The 17,084-nt window shown below is 33.1% G+C and carries 17 protein-coding genes; 13 read left to right on the top strand and 4 right to left on the bottom strand.

Annotated elements, in window-relative coordinates; translation table 11 throughout:
• Nucleotides 1-112 precede the first annotated feature (112 nt).
• The 3 genes from E2558_RS10855 to E2558_RS10845 all read left to right on the top strand — a co-directional run bounded on the left by E2558_RS10855 (nucleotide 113) and on the right by E2558_RS10845 (nucleotide 2,669).
• Complete coding sequence (locus tag E2558_RS10855; protein WP_126565738.1) at nucleotides 113-1,486, top strand: EVE domain-containing protein; 1,374 nt, start codon at nucleotides 113-115, stop codon at nucleotides 1,484-1,486.
• Nucleotides 1,487-1,605: 119 nt separating this feature from the next.
• The gene (locus E2558_RS10850) at nucleotides 1,606-2,001 is read left to right on the top strand and encodes a thiol-disulfide oxidoreductase DCC family protein (protein WP_126565737.1); all 396 of its coding nucleotides are present in this window, start codon (nucleotides 1,606-1,608) and stop codon (nucleotides 1,999-2,001) included.
• 227 nt (nucleotides 2,002-2,228) lie between these two features.
• Nucleotides 2,229-2,669, top strand: coding sequence for a Dps family protein (locus tag E2558_RS10845; RefSeq protein ID WP_126565736.1), 441 nt, complete (start codon nucleotides 2,229-2,231; stop codon nucleotides 2,667-2,669).
• Nucleotides 2,670-2,920: 251 nt separating this feature from the next.
• Here the strand turns inward: E2558_RS10845 and deoD are convergent, their stop codons facing one another.
• Nucleotides 2,921-3,631 carry a purine-nucleoside phosphorylase gene (gene deoD, locus E2558_RS10840; protein WP_126564847.1) on the bottom strand — a complete coding sequence of 237 codons (711 nt, stop codon included), beginning with the start codon at nucleotides 3,629-3,631 and terminating at the stop codon, nucleotides 2,921-2,923.
• A gap of 145 nt (nucleotides 3,632-3,776) precedes the next feature.
• Here deoD and deoC point away from each other — a divergent pair, with 145 nt between their 5' ends.
• Genes deoC through E2558_RS10820 form a run of 4 tightly spaced genes read left to right on the top strand, consistent with a single transcriptional unit; the run spans nucleotide 3,777 to nucleotide 7,349 of the window.
• On the top strand, nucleotides 3,777-4,439 hold the full coding sequence (gene deoC / locus E2558_RS10835; protein WP_126564848.1) for a deoxyribose-phosphate aldolase: 663 nt from the start codon (nucleotides 3,777-3,779) through the stop codon (nucleotides 4,437-4,439).
• 58 nt (nucleotides 4,440-4,497) lie between these two features.
• Nucleotides 4,498-5,799 (top strand): pyrimidine-nucleoside phosphorylase, encoded by a 1,302-nt coding sequence (locus E2558_RS10830; RefSeq protein WP_126564849.1) that lies wholly within the window; start codon nucleotides 4,498-4,500, stop codon nucleotides 5,797-5,799.
• Between the two features lie 12 nt (nucleotides 5,800-5,811).
• Nucleotides 5,812-6,999, top strand: a complete 1,188-nt coding sequence (deoB, locus tag E2558_RS10825; protein ID WP_126564850.1) for a phosphopentomutase — start codon at nucleotides 5,812-5,814, stop codon at nucleotides 6,997-6,999.
• Nucleotides 6,999-7,349 carry a DoxX family protein gene (locus E2558_RS10820; RefSeq protein WP_126564851.1) on the top strand — a complete coding sequence of 117 codons (351 nt, stop codon included), beginning with the start codon at nucleotides 6,999-7,001 and terminating at the stop codon, nucleotides 7,347-7,349. Before deoB ends, E2558_RS10820 begins: the two co-directional genes overlap by 1 nt.
• Before the next feature lie 417 nt (nucleotides 7,350-7,766).
• Here E2558_RS10820 and E2558_RS10815 read toward each other — a convergent pair whose 3' ends face one another.
• A complete protein-coding gene (locus E2558_RS10815) occupies nucleotides 7,767-8,237 on the bottom strand; it encodes an S-ribosylhomocysteine lyase (protein WP_126564852.1) in 471 nt (156 codons plus the stop codon).
• Between the two features lie 276 nt (nucleotides 8,238-8,513).
• On the opposite strand from E2558_RS10815, the gene E2558_RS10810 reads away from it, so the two are divergent.
• Both E2558_RS10810 and ldmS read left to right on the top strand, forming a co-directional pair.
• Complete coding sequence (locus tag E2558_RS10810) at nucleotides 8,514-9,698, top strand: M20 family metallopeptidase (protein ID WP_126564853.1); 1,185 nt, start codon at nucleotides 8,514-8,516, stop codon at nucleotides 9,696-9,698.
• Nucleotides 9,698-10,897, top strand: a complete 1,200-nt coding sequence (ldmS, locus tag E2558_RS10805) for an L-aspartate--L-methionine ligase LdmS (RefSeq protein ID WP_126564854.1) — start codon at nucleotides 9,698-9,700, stop codon at nucleotides 10,895-10,897. Before E2558_RS10810 ends, ldmS begins: the two co-directional genes overlap by 1 nt.
• Nucleotides 10,898-10,967: 70 nt before the next feature.
• On the opposite strand, the gene coaW is transcribed toward ldmS, so the two are convergent.
• Nucleotides 10,968-11,771, bottom strand: coding sequence for a type II pantothenate kinase (gene coaW / locus E2558_RS10800; protein ID WP_126564855.1), 804 nt, complete (start codon nucleotides 11,769-11,771; stop codon nucleotides 10,968-10,970).
• 188 nt (nucleotides 11,772-11,959) lie between these two features.
• On the opposite strand from coaW, the gene E2558_RS10795 reads away from it, so the two are divergent.
• The 3 genes from E2558_RS10795 to E2558_RS10785 all read left to right on the top strand — a co-directional run bounded on the left by E2558_RS10795 (nucleotide 11,960) and on the right by E2558_RS10785 (nucleotide 15,277).
• Complete coding sequence (locus E2558_RS10795) at nucleotides 11,960-12,820, top strand: GNAT family N-acetyltransferase (protein ID WP_126564856.1); 861 nt, start codon at nucleotides 11,960-11,962, stop codon at nucleotides 12,818-12,820.
• Between the two features lie 113 nt (nucleotides 12,821-12,933).
• Nucleotides 12,934-13,470: a DNA-directed RNA polymerase subunit delta gene (rpoE, locus tag E2558_RS10790; protein WP_126564857.1), complete on the top strand. Its 537-nt coding sequence runs from the start codon at nucleotides 12,934-12,936 to the stop codon at nucleotides 13,468-13,470.
• A gap of 196 nt (nucleotides 13,471-13,666) precedes the next feature.
• Nucleotides 13,667-15,277 carry a CTP synthase gene (locus tag E2558_RS10785; protein WP_126564858.1) on the top strand — a complete coding sequence of 537 codons (1,611 nt, stop codon included), beginning with the start codon at nucleotides 13,667-13,669 and terminating at the stop codon, nucleotides 15,275-15,277.
• A 64-nt stretch (nucleotides 15,278-15,341) separates the two neighbouring features.
• On the opposite strand, the gene E2558_RS10780 is transcribed toward E2558_RS10785, so the two are convergent.
• On the bottom strand, nucleotides 15,342-15,863 hold the full coding sequence (locus E2558_RS10780; RefSeq protein WP_126564859.1) for a DUF2529 family protein: 522 nt from the start codon (nucleotides 15,861-15,863) through the stop codon (nucleotides 15,342-15,344).
• 194 nt (nucleotides 15,864-16,057) lie between these two features.
• Between E2558_RS10780 and fdaB the strand changes: the two genes are divergently transcribed.
• Nucleotides 16,058-16,915 carry a class IIb fructose-bisphosphate aldolase FdaB gene (gene fdaB, locus E2558_RS10775; protein ID WP_126564860.1) on the top strand — a complete coding sequence of 286 codons (858 nt, stop codon included), beginning with the start codon at nucleotides 16,058-16,060 and terminating at the stop codon, nucleotides 16,913-16,915.
• Nucleotides 16,916-17,084: the final 169 nt, after the last annotated feature.

Here is a 17,084-nt window from a genome sequence, read left to right as displayed (position 1 = left end):
CTATGCAACTATCAATATTTAATTTTTTCAAAAATAAAGTAACTTTAATAAAAGTTTAATGATTTAATATACAACTAATGAGTTAATAAAACTAAAATAAAGGAGATTCTAGATGGCAGAAGAAGTAAATTACTTTTGGCTTAATTGTGGTTATACGAGATGGAATCATAATGAGCCTTTAGTAGGGCAAACCACTTTATTTGAATCAGGGGCACAATTTAATCCCACTCAAGGTTTTCGTGCATTTAAAAAGGCGAAACCAGGGGACCAAGTGATTTTTTATCAAGTCCAAACAGATACAGGATTATTAGGAATTGGAGAAATCATTAGTGTTCAAACAGGAGCACAAAATAAAATAAGAGTAGAATTTGAGTTTAATGAAGAATTAAAACCATTAACTACAGACTATTTAAAACGTAGTGAAGTATTAGAATTTCGAATGAATAACATGCGCGAAACTTTAATTAATCAATTAACAAAAGATGAATATGATTTAATCATTGCTTTAGGTAAAGGACAAGAAAAACTTCCGCGTTATTTCTTCTTATCTGAAACTGAAACATTTGAACCGGGCGAACATTATACTATTTATACGCATACATATAATGGTATCAAACGTAATGGTTATCATTTTTATAATCAGTTAGAAGTTGGGGATAACCTTATCTTTTATAATAAAGACAAAGAACAATCTGTAGTTGGGATAGGTGAAGTTTCTCGCCATATACATGAGAAGCCGCCAATTGCCGGTCGTACAAATAGTACAGCTATCGAAATTTATTATGATAAGAATATCACTCCTGTTACTTTAGGTGCGTTAAACAAGCATCCTAAATTAAAAAATCTTTATTTTCTACAAGAAAATGCTAAACAAGCAATCGCTAGTATGAGTCAAACTCAATATGATGCCATATTGGAAATGAGTGAGAATGACGGTATTAAATCCCCATTTGAAACAATAAGAAAAACTGAATTTGCTACAGATGCGAACGAAGAAAAGATTAAACCGTTTATTCTATTAGTAGTAGATAAACGTGAGGAAGGATTAAAAGCAGCCAACAATTTACTGCAAAAAACAAATGCGAATCCGGTAATTACTAGCGGGCATCCTGATTTTACTGAAGATATGCTATACGGTAAATATTTACCTAATGAAGCAGGCGCTTTATATTATCGTGAAGGATTTATCACTCAATTGATGCCTAAAAATGATAAAAGTTATTTAGTAATCGATAACTTTAATAGAATAGATCCTGATATATTCCAAACATACATTAATGTCTTAGAAGGTTATGAAGTAACATTGCCTAGATATAATAAAGATGGAAATATGGTGAAGTGGTCTCGTAATAAAGATTCATTTTATCACTTCAATCCAAATTGGCATATTATAGGTGTCACTTATGAGCGTCTTGAAGATATTAAACTTAAATATTCTTCACAATTTCTTAAATATACAAGAATTGTCAAAGTAAATCACGATTAAATTTTATGTAACACTATCTAATAGTCAAAGTTCTGTAACTATTAGATGGTGTTTTTTGTGTTTTAAATAACTTTATTAAAGGAATATAAATATTAAGACTTAGAGGAAGGTGAAATAACATGCCAATCATTTATTATGATGGAAAATGTGTATACTGCTATAACTATTGCATTTGGTTAATTCAACACGGCTTGCCAAAAAGTTATGAATTTACAACTTTAAATAGTGAAGCGGGTAAAAATTTATTCGAACAACATCCTGAAGCTAAAAATAGAAATAGCGTCATATTACAACAAGGCGATCATTTAGAATATAAATCTACAGCAATTGCTACTTTAATTACGAAATTACCTAATTATAGATGGCTAGGTTTTTTAATTAGGGTAGTGCCACTTCCAATTAGAAACTTTGGTTATAACTTATTTGCTAATAATCGTAAAAGAATGTGGAAGACGCATTGGCATCAACCAAATGAATATGAAAAATCTTTCTTCATTAACGATGAAAGGAAATAGTTGATAAAATCTCAATTTAATTGATAATTTGTAAAAACATAATTGATAATACAGTTGATTAATTGATAACTTTTCTTTGTTATTTATTTACAAAACATTGAATAAACAATAATACAAATTATAATTATTATAAATTAGAAGACACTTTTCTATTTACAGATTAGAATTATTATAATATAATGTTTATTGAGATAGAGAGAAAATATTAAATTAAAGGAGAGATTTCAATGGCTCAACAAGATGTCGTAAAAGAATTAAATCAACAAGTTGCTAACTGGACAGTAGCTTATACTAAATTGCATAACTTCCATTGGTATGTAAAAGGACCTAATTTCTTCTCATTACATGCTAAATTTGAAGAATTATACAATGAAGCTAGTCAATATGTAGATGATTTAGCTGAACGTATTTTAGCAATTGGTGGTAATCCAGTAGGTACATTAAAAGAAAGTTTAGAACTTTCAATTGTTGAAGAAGCTGGAAAAGGCTATAAAGCTGAAGAAATGGTTGAAGAATTCTCAAAAGATTTAACTAATATTTCTAAGCAATTAGAAACAGCTATTCAAGTCGCTGGTGACGCAGGCGACGACGTATCTGAAGATATTTTTATCGGTATGCAAACATCAGTAGACAAACACAACTGGATGTTAAAATCATATTTAGTATAAATAGGGATATAAATAAATGAGGCTGAGACAAATTAAAATGTCTCAGCCTTTGCTAATATATTGGCAGTAGCTGACTGGTTTGAAAATGCGCTTAAATCAAGCTTTTTTCAAATCTAGTCAGCCTTGCCGGGGAGCGGGGCCCCAGCACAGAGAATTTCATTAAGAAATTCCACTAATAAAGCAAGCTGGGGTTGGACGACGAAATTTATTTAATTTCTGTCCCACTCCCATTTTTATTTTAAATAAAAAGTTTATTCAGCAATTTCTAAAGCGATTTCCATCATTTGAGTGAATGAAGTTTGACGCTCTTCAGCAGTAGTGGCTTCATCTCTTAAAATATGGTCACTTACTGTGAAAATACCTAATGCTTTTTTACCAGCGCTGATAGCATTTAAATATAAGCCAGCTGATTCCATTTCAATACCTAGAATACCCATTTTGTGCCAACTATCATTAAATGTAGCATCAGCGTTATAGAAAGTATCTGATGAAAGAACATTACCTACATGAGTTGTTGCGCCAATATCATCTGCAGCTTTTTTAGCTTTTGTAACTAATTCAAAGTCTGCAATTGGTGCAAAGTGGCCTGGAATATTAAATTGATCCACATAGTTTGAGTTTGTTGAAGCGGCTTGTGCAATAATGACATCGTATAAATTGACGTCTTCTTGTAATGCGCCACATGAACCTACGCGAATAATTGTTTCTACATCAAAGAAGTTATATAGCTCATAAGAGTAAATTCCGATACTAGGAATACCCATACCTGAACCCATAACTGAAATTTCTTTACCTTTATATGTGCCAGTGTAGCCAAACATATTACGAACTTCGTTAAATTGTTCAACATTTTCTAAGAAGTTGTCAGCAATATATTTTGCGCGTAAAGGGTCGCCAGGCATTAAAACTGTTTTTGCAATTTTAGTTCCTTTAGGTTGAATATGAGGTGTACCATTTGTCATTCCTATCTTCTCCTTAATATCCATAGTTAAGATTAAGATAACATTTGTTTAACTTTTTTGCGAATTTTTGTACTATATAAGTGAAGGGCTATTTTGAAAAATAGGCACAAAGATAACTATTAACAACATATTGGAGGACTAAATTATGAATTACGCAAAATATATCGATCACACATTATTAAAGCCTGAGTCTACACGTGAACAAATTGATAACATCATTAAAGAAGCTAAGGAATATGGTTTTAAATCAATTTGTGTTAACCCAACACATGTTAAATACTCAGCTGAACAATTAAACGGTTCTGATGTATTAGTTTGTACAGTGATTGGTTTCCCTTTAGGTGCTACAACTACAGAAACTAAAGTGTTCGAAACTAAGAATGCTATTGATAACGGTGCATCAGAAATTGACATGGTTATCAATGTAGGCGCGCTTAAAGATAAACGTTACGATGATGTTAAAAAAGATATTCAAGAAGTTGTTAACGCTGCTAGTGGTAAAACAGTTAAAGTCATTATCGAAACAGTTTTATTAACGGATGAAGAGAAAGTAAAAGCTTCTGAATTAGCTAAAGAAGCAGGCGCTCACTTTGTTAAAACATCAACAGGTTTCGCTGGAGGCGGTGCTACACCTGAAGATGTGAAATTGATGAAAGATACAGTGGGTGATGATTTAGAAGTGAAAGCTTCTGGCGGTGTACGTAACCTTGAAGATTTCAATAAGATGATTGATGCTGGTGCTACACGTATTGGTGCTAGTGCAGGTGTACAAATTATCAAAGGTTTAGAATCTGATTCTGATTATTAATTTTCAGGAAAAAGACAGCAATTAGAGTAAACAACATTATAGAAAGGGGTTCAGAACGATGAGAATGGTAGATATCATTGAGAAAAAACGTGATGGGAAAGCTTTAACAAAAGAAGAAATTGAATTCTTCGTAGAGGGATATACTAAAGGGGATATTCCAGACTATCAAGCCTCAAGTCTAGCGATGGCAATTTACTTCCAAGATATGGATGATGAAGAACGTGCAGCTTTAACAATGGCGATGGTTAATTCAGGAGACGTTATAGATTTATCTCAAATTAATGGTGTGAAAGTAGATAAACATTCAACAGGCGGTGTTGGTGATACCACAACACTCGTACTAGCACCGTTAGTTGCAGCAGTAGGCGTGCCAGTTGCTAAAATGAGTGGACGTGGCTTAGGTCATACGGGTGGTACGATAGATAAACTTGAATCGATTGAAGGTTTCCACGTAGAAATTTCAGAAGAGGAATTTATTAAACTCGTAAATGATAATCAAGTTGCTGTTATCGGACAATCTGGTAACTTAACTCCAGCAGATAAAAAATTATATGCTTTAAGAGATGTCACTGGTACAGTAAATTCTATTCCATTAATCGCTTCTTCTATTATGAGTAAAAAGATTGCTGCAGGTGCTGACGCTATTGTATTAGACGTTAAAACGGGTAATGGTGCATTTATGAAGACAATTGCTGATGCTGAGAATTTAGCACATGCTATGGTAAGTATCGGTAATAATGTTGGTAGAAATACAATGGCAATTATTTCAGATATGAGCCAACCTTTAGGTCGTGCAATTGGTAACGCTTTAGAATTAAAAGAAGCCATTGATACACTAAAAGGCGAAGGTCCTGAAGACTTAACTGAATTAGTATTAACTTTAGGTTCACAAATGGTAGTACTTGCGGGTAAAGCTGACTCGCTTGAACAAGCACGTCAACTATTATTGGATGCAATTAAAGATGGTTCGGCATTAGCTAAATTTAAGACATTTTTAGAGAATCAAGGTGGCAATGCATCAGTAGTAGATGCGCCTGAAAAGTTACCAACTGCGACATATCATATTGATTATAAAGCAAAAACGAGCGGTGTAGTGGCAGAATTAATTGCTAATGAAATTGGTGTAGCATCAATGATGTTAGGTGCTGGTAGACAGACTAAAGAAGACGATATCGACTTAAGTGTAGGTATTGTATTAAATAAAAAAGTAGGCGACAGTGTCAATAAAGGTGACTCATTATTAACGATTCATAGTAATCAAGAAAATATTGATGACGTGATTGCTAAACTTGATGAAAGCATTACAATTAAAGACCAAGCGACTGCACCAAATTTAATTCATAAAATTATTACAGAGTAGGAGTGTTTCATTATGACGACACCTTTTAAACGAGTACACTTAATAGTTATGGACTCAGTAGGTATAGGTGAAGGACCTGATGCTGCAGCATTTAACGATGAAGGATCACATACACTTAAACATACACTAGAAGGTTTCAATCAAGAGTTGCCTAATTTACAGCGTTTAGGTTTAGGTAATATTGATGATCTACCCGTTGTAAATAAAGTAGAACAATCAGGAGCGTTCTATACTAAATTAAGTGAAGCTTCAGTAGGTAAAGATACAATGACAGGTCACTGGGAGATTATGGGGCTTAACATTATGCAACCATTTAAAGTATATCCTAATGGCTTCCCTGATGAATTAATTCAAGAAATTGAATCAATGACTGGACGCAAAGTTGTAGCAAATAAACCTGCTTCAGGTACTGCAATTATTGACGAACTTGGTGAACATCAAATGAAGACTGGCGATTTAATCGTTTACACGAGCGCCGATCCTGTGCTACAAATTGCAGCGCATGAAGATATTATTCCATTAGAAGAACTTTACGATATTTGCGAAAAGGTTCGTGAGTTAACGAAAGATCCTAAATATTTAATTGGACGTGTCATTGCTCGCCCATACATTGGTGAACCAGGTAACTTCACGCGTACATCTAATCGTCATGATTATGCATTAAAACCATTTGGTAAAACAGTTATGAATAGTCTTAAAGACAATGATTATGATGTTATTGCAATTGGTAAAATTAATGACATTTATGATGGTGAAGGTGTTACTGAAGCGATACGTACAAAAAATAATATGGACGGCATGGACCAACTGATTGAAGTAGTTAAGAAAGACTTCAATGGTATTAGTTTCTTAAACTTAGTTGACTTTGATGCATTATATGGTCACCGTCGTGATAAAGAAGGGTATGCGCAAGCGATTAAAGATTTCGATGAACGCTTACCAGAATTAATTGAAAACTTACAAGAAGATGATTTAGTCATCATTACTGCTGACCATGGTAATGATCCAATTGCTGATGGTACGGATCATACGCGTGAATATATTCCAGTATTAATGTTTAGCCCTAAAATTAAGGAATATCATGAATTATCAGGTGATACTACATTTAGTTCTATTGGGGCAACTATCGCAGATAATTTCAACGTAGAATTACCAGAATTCGGTAAAAGTTATTTGAAAGAAATGGGAGTTGAACGTTAATGAAATTCTTTCGATATTTACTTGGTTTAGCGTTTGGTACGGCTGGCGTTTTACATTTTACTAATGAACGTCAATTTAGAAATATCGTGCCAGACTATTTGCCATTACAAAAAACAGCAGTGTTAGTCACAGGTGTCTTTGAAATTTTCTTTGGCATTATGTTATTAATTAAGCGTCCAGCAGATTGGTTGAAGAAAGGTATGAACTTATTCTTATTATCAGTTCTTCCTGCTAATATTTATATGGCACGTAAAAAATTGCCTTTAGGCGATAAACAAGTACCTACATGGGCATTATATTTAAGATTACCATTCCAATTTGTATTAATGGGGCTTATTAAAAAATTATAAGTAGAACTTTAAATTCATATAAATATAAATGGATGCTCATTTAAAGGCGTTCTAAGATAGATAGTCACTCACTTAAGTTGCTACGCGTTCCTGGGGTGTCGTCTCAGCCTCGGTCTTCGACTGGCACTGTTCCCCTAGGAGTCTTCGCAACTACGTTTCGTTATCTATCTTAGAACGCCTTACATAAGTGCTTTAGCGCTTAGGCTCATTATTAATACACAACTTAGAAATACTCTATTATCCATTTTAGAACTGCTTAATTAAGTGTGTGAACGCTTAAGTTCATTAATCATTAGCATAAGGTTCTTACTAAAATATGAGAATTTTATGCAATTTTAAATTAAAAATGTATGCAAAACCTAAAAAATCACCGCTTCTTTAATCATTAAGAAGCGGTGTTTTCTTTAATTAATTTAATTATTTACCTTCTCCGAATACGTCGTTCCACTGATCACGTTTGTCTAAGAATGCTTGAGCAATTTCTTTAGCACCTTCTAATGAGTGGCTTGCAGCCCATCCGCATTGTACTTCATTACAAGCAGGTACTTCAGTAGCTTTTAAAACATCGTGTAATGTTTTTTCAATAATATTTAAAACATCATCGTAATCATCATGGTTAATAAATGATACGTAGAAACCTGTTTGACAACCCATTGGACTTAAATCAACGACTTTATCAGTGTGATTTCTAATATTTTCAGCCATTAAATGTTCTAAAGAATGTAAACCAGGCATTTCCATATGTTCTTTATTAGGTTGTTTGAAGCGGATATCATATTTTTTAATAACATCACCATTTAAACCTTCCATTGTACCTGCTAAGCGTACAAATGGTGCAACGACTTTAGTGTGATCTAAGTTAAAGCTTTCAACGTTCATTTTTGGCATATATGTTCCTCCTAAATAAGACAATCATTTTAGTTTCATCAATAAATTGATTGTAACAAGAGCGTCCAGTATTTACAATTTTTGCTAACTGAACCCGTACTCCCAATGCTTAAATTTTCCTTAAAAAATATTGTGAGAAAATTTTGTAAATATAATGACAATAGATATTAAATCCGATAAAATAGGTAATAATTCATTTGAATACGATTAAACCAATACTTAAATATAGCTTTTAATATGAGGTTAATTTCGGCTATAAAAGGGAGTTATGATTTTATGAGTAATAAACAAGAAATTTTAGATTATATAGAGAATAAAAAATATGATTATGTTGAAATTAGTCATCGAATCCATGAACGCCCTGAATTAGGTAATGAGGAAATATTTGCCTCAAGAACATTGATTGATAAATTAAAAGAAAATGGATTTGACATAGAGACGGATATCGCTGGGCATGCTACAGGTTTTATTGCTACTTATGATTCGGAGAAAGAGGGACCAACAATTGGTTATTTAGCTGAATATGACGCGTTACCTGGATTAGGTCACGCATGTGGTCATAATATTATAGGTACATCAAGCGTATTAGCAGGTTCAGCGTTGAAACAAGTTGTCGACAATGTTGGAGGTAAAGTGGTTGTTCTAGGGTGTCCAGCTGAAGAAGGTGGCGAGAATGGTAGTGCTAAAGCTTCCTATGTGAAAGCAGGCGTTATTAATGATATAGACATAGCGTTAATGATTCATCCTGGTAATGAAACATATCCAACTATTAATACATTAGCCGTTGATGTATTAGATATTAAATTTTATGGTAAGAGCGCACATGCTTCTGAAAATGCAGACGAGGCATTGAACGCTTTGGATGCTATGATTTCTTACTTTAATGGTGTTGCGCAACTGAGACAACACATTAAGAAAGGTCAACGTGTGCATGGTGTCATTCTTGATGGAGGTAAAGCGGCAAATATTATACCTGACTTTACACATGCACGATTCTATACACGTGCGAGAACGCGTAAAGAGTTAGATGTGTTAACTGAAAAAGTCAATCAAATTGCTAGAGGTGCTGCGATTCAAACAGGATGTGATTATGAATTTGGACCTATACAAAATGGTGTGAATGAGTTTATTAAGACGCCTAAACTCGATCAACTTTTCGAAAAATATGCGAATGAAGTAGGCGAAGATGTAAGTCATGATGATTTTGGTTTCGGTTCTACAGATACGGGTAATGTCAGTCATATAGTACCTACGATTCACCCTCACGTGAAGATTGGGTCTAGAAATTTAGTTGGTCACACGCATCGATTTAGAGAAGCAGCTGCAAGTGTTCATGGTGATCAAGCATTAATTAGAGGTGCTAAAATAATAGCTTTAATGGGCTTAGAATTAATTGAAAATAAGGGATTGTTTGATGATGTTGTTCAGCAGCACTCTCATATAAAGGGGCAAATCAAATAATGACAGAGAACACTAAAAGACCTATGTTGACGTTAAGTGATTTATATGATGAAAAAATTGTGTATAATTCAAGACCTTCATATATAGCAAATCCGTGGCTTAAGCCTGAAGAACATCAATCTAATTTTTTAACGGGAAGAGAAATGATTATTGCGAATAAGATGCCGATGATTGTTCATGAAGCAAGTGTTACGGATAAATTACAACAATTGTTTGATCTTATTGGGAAATCTATTCCTAAACATATTTATAAGTTTCATAATCATGAAACTTATGAACATTTATTAAATGAAATTGCTGAAGATAAAGATAAAAAGATTTATTTCCAATATGTTCATAGTGATGATGTGATTGATGAAGAGAAGTATGCTGTGAATAAAGAGGTATTTATCGCATTAAATAACAAAGCGCGTATATCAGAATGGACAAACAATAAATATTTACCAGATCGTGAAATTGTAGCTATTAACGATTTTAAAGCACGTATCAAAGATTGGTCATTTCCGTTTGTTATTAAACCAGGTGATGAGTTACCGACTGCTGGTGGATATGGCGTAATGATTTGTTATAACGAAGAGGATTTAGAAAAAGCAACAAAACGCATTTTTGATGCGACTGATGCAACGGATAATTTAATTATTGAACAAAAAATTGAAGCGGTTAAAAATTACTGTGTGCAATTTGCTTATTCAAAAGAATTAGGGATTAAATATCTTGGTACAGCACATCAAATTACAAATGAATATGGTTTTTATGCAGGGAATGAAAATGTTCATGATGTACCCCAAAATGTGATTGATGCTGGTCGGGAGATTATGGAAAAAGGTGTAGAACTAGGGTTCTTTGGTGTAGCAGGGTTTGATTTATTATTAGATAAAAGTGGCGATGTCTTTGCTATCGACTTGAATTTTAGACAAAATGGTTCTACAAGCATGCTCTTACTACAACATGAGTTAAACCCTAATTATCAGAAGTTTTATAGTTATTTCTCTCGAGGAGATAATGAACACTTCTTTAATGTCATTCTTAAATATGTGAAAAAAGGTGTGCTTTATCCATTATCTTATTACGATGGAGAATGGTTCACTATAGATAAAGTAAAATCACGTTTTGGTTGTATTTGGCATGGTGATTCAAAGGAAGAAGTGGAAGAATTAGAAAAAGCATTTATAGCAGAACTTGAGCAATCAGAATTATAAGAATATTCGAACTTGCAGATTTATAATAAAAACGTTCTAGAAAAAATTTCTTTTCTAGAACGTTTTATATTTATTCTCCTAAATATAATGCCCCTAATGCACCTGAAAATGCGCCATGCTCAATATAAAAAGGTTTGCATCCTCTTAAAACAGTGTAATCTTCAATCACTTCACGTAATAAAGAATTGTTATTGAACGATGAACCAATGTAAACTACGTTCTCAGTTTTATATTCACGTGCTACTGTAATCGCCATTGTTGTAATAACTTCTCCTACTACGCCGACAACTGATGCTAATTTATTAGACGCAGTGAAATCTACATCCATATTATGAAGTACGTTACCAAAGTTAGCTGCTGTAAGCTCTCCAGAAATAGGAGGTTCAGTGTCTTTATAAATATGTTTAACTTTAAGATCTATCGTATCTCGATCACCAGCTTGAGCAAGATTTGTTAACTGCTCATAATCTGAAATTTGAGTTAAAAGATAGCCTAAACCTTGAATCATACCTCCGCCAGTACCAATACCACCAACACGTTGTTGCTGTTGACCATCAAAATAGTGTAAAGAGGTTCCCGTACCAACATTCGCGAAGATATATTCTGTAATATCGTGACCTTGTTCTTTAAGTAATATGCCAAGGCCTTTAGATGAAGCGTCAAATTCCACAAAAGTATTAGAGGAAGTATTTAAATTTTCAGCAATCACGCCTGCGTTTCCGCCAGTTAAACTAATTGCTTCAAACGTTTCATTATTTAACCATGTGATAACTTTATGTATATCAGTAGTAAGTTCAGTATGGTAAGTACGTTCATTATCTTGTTCTTGAACGATTTTTATTAACGTACCTCCTGCATCAATACCTACTTTCATTTTATTCACCTCGTGATTTTATATGTCATACTAATAGTAAATGAAATTTGCCGAATTACAATAGCTTAATTTTAAAAAAATAATAGTTCAAAAAGTTATATCTAAATAGAATATGATAAAAATTGGAATAACTAAGGAAAACATCTATAATAATATGTAACTTAATTGGAAGATTTAGGGGAGAAAACATGACTATTAAAAAGAAGTTTGAAAATATTGAAATTCAAGAATTTGAAGAGAAATATCGCCAAGATGTTATGAATTTTGAATTGAGCGAACGTCAACAAATTTATTCATCATTACCTAAAACAGTATTGGAAGAAGCGTTAAATGATGATAATAGAATTGCGAATATTGCAATAAATGAAGAGGGAGATGTCGTAGGGTTCTTTGTGTTGCATCAACATTATCAACATGAAGGATATGATACCCCGGAAAATGTCGTCTATGTGCGTTCATTATCAATTAATGAAAAGTTCCAAGGACATGGCTATGGCACAACAATGATGATGTACTTACCTAAATATGTCCAAGCACTGTTTCCAAATTTCAATCATTTATATTTAGTGGTAGATGTTGAAAATAAAGGCGCGTGGAATGTTTATGAGCGTGCAGGATTTATGCTTGCCGCTACGAAAGAAGAAGGACCTATCGGAAAAGAAAGGTTATATTACTTAGATTTAGATTCAAAGCATGTCTCATCACTACGATTAGCTGAGAATAAAGATTCAAGTATTGCTTCTTATAAAGTTGTAGATTTATTAAAAGACAACCAAAAAGCAGGATTCATTGCGCTTGAACAACATGAAGATCGAGTGAATATTGCGGCAATTGAAGTTAACAAAGATCAGCGTAAAGAGGGAATAGCTGAGAGTGCACTGCGTCAATTACCTACATATATACGTAAACATTTTAAAGGTATTAAGACAATTGTCATCACATTGTTCGGTGAAAATAATGAATTAAAATCTTTATGTATTAATAGTGGATTTGTTGAAATGAATCAATGTGAGGATTTAGTGATTTTTGAAAAATATATTAATTACTAAGATAATAGCAATTGCGAAATCACTTGTTGTCATTTATAATTTATCTTTGTTACTATTAATTAATGAAAATTAACGAGTTATTATAAAATCCTTCGAAAGGAAGTTAAGTTATAATGAAAATTCAAGATTATACTAAAGAAATGGTTGACGAAAAATCATTTATCGATATGGCTTATACTTTGTTACATGACAAAGGTTCAACAATGAACTTATATGATATCATTGATGAATTTAAAAACTTAGGCGATTATGAATATGAAGAAATCGAAAATCGTGTAGTACAATTCTACACTGATTTAAATACTGACGGACGTTTCTTAAATGTTGGTGAAAATCAATGGGGTCTTCGTGACTGGTATTCAGTAGATGACATTGAAGAAAAAATCGCGCCAACAATTCAAAAATTCGACATCCTTGATGATGACGATGAAGAAGATAAAAATCTTAAATTATTAGGCGATGACGAAATGGATGATGACGATGATATTCCAGCTCAAACGGATGATCAAGAAACGTTAAATGATCCAGAAGATGAAGAAGTTGAAGATGAAATCAATGACTCTGATATCGTGATTGAAGAAGACGATGATGAAGACCTCGATGAAGAAGAGGAAGAAGCATTTGAAGAGGAAGAAGATTTCAACGACTAAATTTTAGTTTTGATTGACTTTTATTAAAAAGATGTTAAAATTTTATTCGGGCTCCTTTAAATAGGACACGTGTATAAATTTTATACGCTCCCCTTGCATCTATGTGAGAGGGAGCGATTTTTTTATTTTATTAACTTTTAAGTATGAGTAATTGTTTAGTAAGGAAGCATCCCTTTATTAATTAGGAGGTCAGGAAATGACAAAATTTATTTTTGTAACAGGCGGAGTAGTGTCATCATTAGGTAAAGGTATCACAGCCGCTTCTCTAGGAAGATTGTTAAAAGATAGAGGTCTTAAAGTAACGATTCAAAAGTTTGATCCATATTTAAACGTAGACCCAGGTACAATGAGTCCTTATCAACACGGAGAGGTATTTGTTACAGACGATGGCGCTGAAACTGACTTAGACTTAGGACATTATGAACGTTTCATAGACATTAATTTAAATAAATATTCAAATGTAACAGCTGGTAAAGTTTACTCTCACGTATTGAAGAAAGAACGTCGCGGTGACTACTTAGGTGGTACTGTACAAGTTATCCCACATATTACTAACGAAATTAAAGAAAGATTATTATTAGCTGGAGAAAGTACAAATGCTGATGTAGTAATCACTGAAATCGGTGGTACAACTGGTGATATCGAATCATTACCTTTCATTGAAGCGATTCGTCAAATTAGAAGTGACTTAGGTCGTGAAAATGTTATGTACGTGCACTGTACATTATTACCATACATTAAAGCAGCAGGCGAAATGAAAACGAAACCTACACAACATAGTGTAAAAGAATTACGTGGATTAGGTATTCAACCAGACCTAATTGTCGTACGTACAGAATATGAAATGACGCAAGACTTAAAAGATAAAATTGCTTTATTCTGTGATATCAATAAAGAAAGTGTTATTGAATGTAGAGACGCTTCTTCATTATATGAAATTCCATTACAATTAAGTGCACAAGATATGGATGACATTGTTATCAACCGTTTAGATTTAGATGCTAAATACGAAACACAATTAGATGAATGGCAATATTTATTAGATACAGTCAACTCATTAGATGGCACAATTACAATTGGTTTAGTAGGTAAATACGTAAGCTTACAAGATGCTTATTTATCTGTCGTAGAATCATTAAAACATGCAGGTTATCCATTGAAGAAAGACGTTGTCGTTAAATGGATTGATTCTAGTGAAGTTACAGATGAAAATGTAGAAAGCTACTTAAGCGATGTAGACGGTATCTTAGTGCCTGGTGGTTTCGGATTTAGAGCAAGTGAAGGGAAAATTTCAGCGATTAAATATGCGCGTGAAAACAACGTACCTTACTTCGGTATTTGCTTAGGTATGCAATTAGCAACAGTTGAGTATGCAAGAAATGTATTAGGCTTAAAAGGAGCACATTCAGCAGAGTTAGATCCAAATACACCTTATCCTATTATTGACTTACTTCCTGAGCAAAAAGACATTGAAGATTTAGGCGGTACATTACGTTTAGGATTATATCCATGTGCTATTAAAGAAGGCACTTTAGCACATCGTATTTATGATGCTACTAATATTGAAGAAAGACATCGTCATCGTTATGAATTTAACAATGAATACAGAGAGCAACTTGAAGAGAAAGGTATGGTATTCTCAGGAACTAGCCCAGATGGTCGTTTAGTAGAAATGGTAGAAATTCCTGAAAATGACTTCTTCGTAGCTTGTCAATTCCATCCAGAGTTCTTATCAAGACCTAATAGACCGCAACCAATCTTTAAAGCATTTGTAGAAGCGGCTTATCAACATCAAAATCAAAAGTAATATTTAGATTTAAAAAGCACCTCCTTTCTTAAACGTGAGAAAGGAGGTGCTTTTTTCGTTACAGTTATAGTTCTAAATCGCGTGTCATTTCAATCATTTGCGTATAAATCTCATAATAAATGTAATTAAAAGCCATAGTATGAGGTTGAACGATCTTATCATAATCTTCTGTATAGACAATTGGACGAGGTGTAGCTAAATTAACAAAGTGCAGAAGATGTTCAGGGAAATCTTCTTGTTTAGGACGATTACAAATTAAAACAAAATCAATATCTTGAGCGAGTAATTCATGCACATCTTTAGCGACTTCCTCTGTATAAAAAGGAGAAAAGAGTAAAACACGATCTGTAGAATCAATGTCAGAAATAGAATTTATACTAGATAGTCGCTTTGAAGATTTTAAGTGTTCTTCACTTTCTAAGATAAAGGGCTCAAAGAAATTTAAATCTCCATAACCTTTAATATAAACATAGCCTTCACCGCCAATTGCTTGTATTAAACATTGTGCTGCCATTTGAATATCTAATGCTTGATCTTCTAAACGATTAAATATACCAGTTAATTGTGTATGTAATATTTTAGACATGTTTATCCTCCATTTCATAAGTATTGTAATGAAATGAGTGAGGTTATGCAATTGTCTGAAATGACAATTTTGCTTACTAAATAATGTTCTTTAATGATTTATATATTTGAACGAGTATAAACATGCATTTAAAATTCTTTTCTGATATAATGATTTTGAAAAATTAGTGCAATTGCACCCAAGGAGGAACTTTCATGCCATTAGTTTCAATGAAAGAAATGTTAATAGATGCAAAAGAAAATGGTTATGCGGTTGGTCAATACAACCTAAATAACTTAGAATTTACACAAGCAATTTTAGAAGCTTCACAAGAAGAAAATGCTCCAGTAATTTTAGGTGTATCAGAAGGTGCTGCTCGTTACATGAGTGGTTTCTATACAGTAGTAAAAATGGTTGAAGGTTTAATGCACGACTTAAATATTACTGTACCAGTAGCAATTCACTTAGACCATGGTTCAAGTTTCGACAAATGTAAAGAAGCTATCGATGCAGGTTTCACATCTGTAATGATTGATGCTTCACATAGCCCATTTGAAGAAAACGTTGAAATTACTTCTAAAGTAGTTGAATATGCACATCAACACGGCGTATCAGTAGAAGCTGAGTTAGGTACAGTAGGTGGACAAGAAGATGACGTTGTTGGCGGAATCATCTATGCTGACCCTAAAGAATGTCAAGAATTAGTAGAAAGAACTGGTATCGATGCATTAGCACCTGCATTAGGTTCAGTACACGGTCCTTACAAAGGCGAACCTAAATTAGGTTTCAAAGAAATGGAAGAAATCGGTGCTTCAACTGGTTTACCATTAGTATTACATGGTGGTACTGGTATCCCTACAAAAGATATCCAAAAAGCAATTCCTTATGGTACTGCTAAAATTAACGTAAATACAGAAAACCAAATTTCTTCTGCTAAAGCAGTAAGAGAAGTTTTAAATAACGACCAAGATGTTTACGATCCTCGTAAATATTTAGGACCTGCTCGTGAAGCAATCAAAGAAACAGTTAAAGGTAAAATTAGAGAATTTGGTACATCAAACCGTGCTAAATAATTAAACTTTTAATACGTTGACTAAATAATTTAAATGGAGTGGACTTGAATTCATTATCGAATTCAAATCCACTCCATTTTTTATTTATAGCAATTATGAATTAATAAATTTTTGAAAATGATTTATAATACTATTATACATAATATCTTTTAAAGGTTTTATACGATTA

It is taken from the genome of Staphylococcus pragensis (assembly GCF_004785665.1).
Taxonomy (GTDB): Bacteria; Bacillota; Bacilli; order Staphylococcales; family Staphylococcaceae; genus Staphylococcus; species Staphylococcus pragensis.
This window is presented reverse-complemented; position numbering and strand designations above follow the sequence as displayed.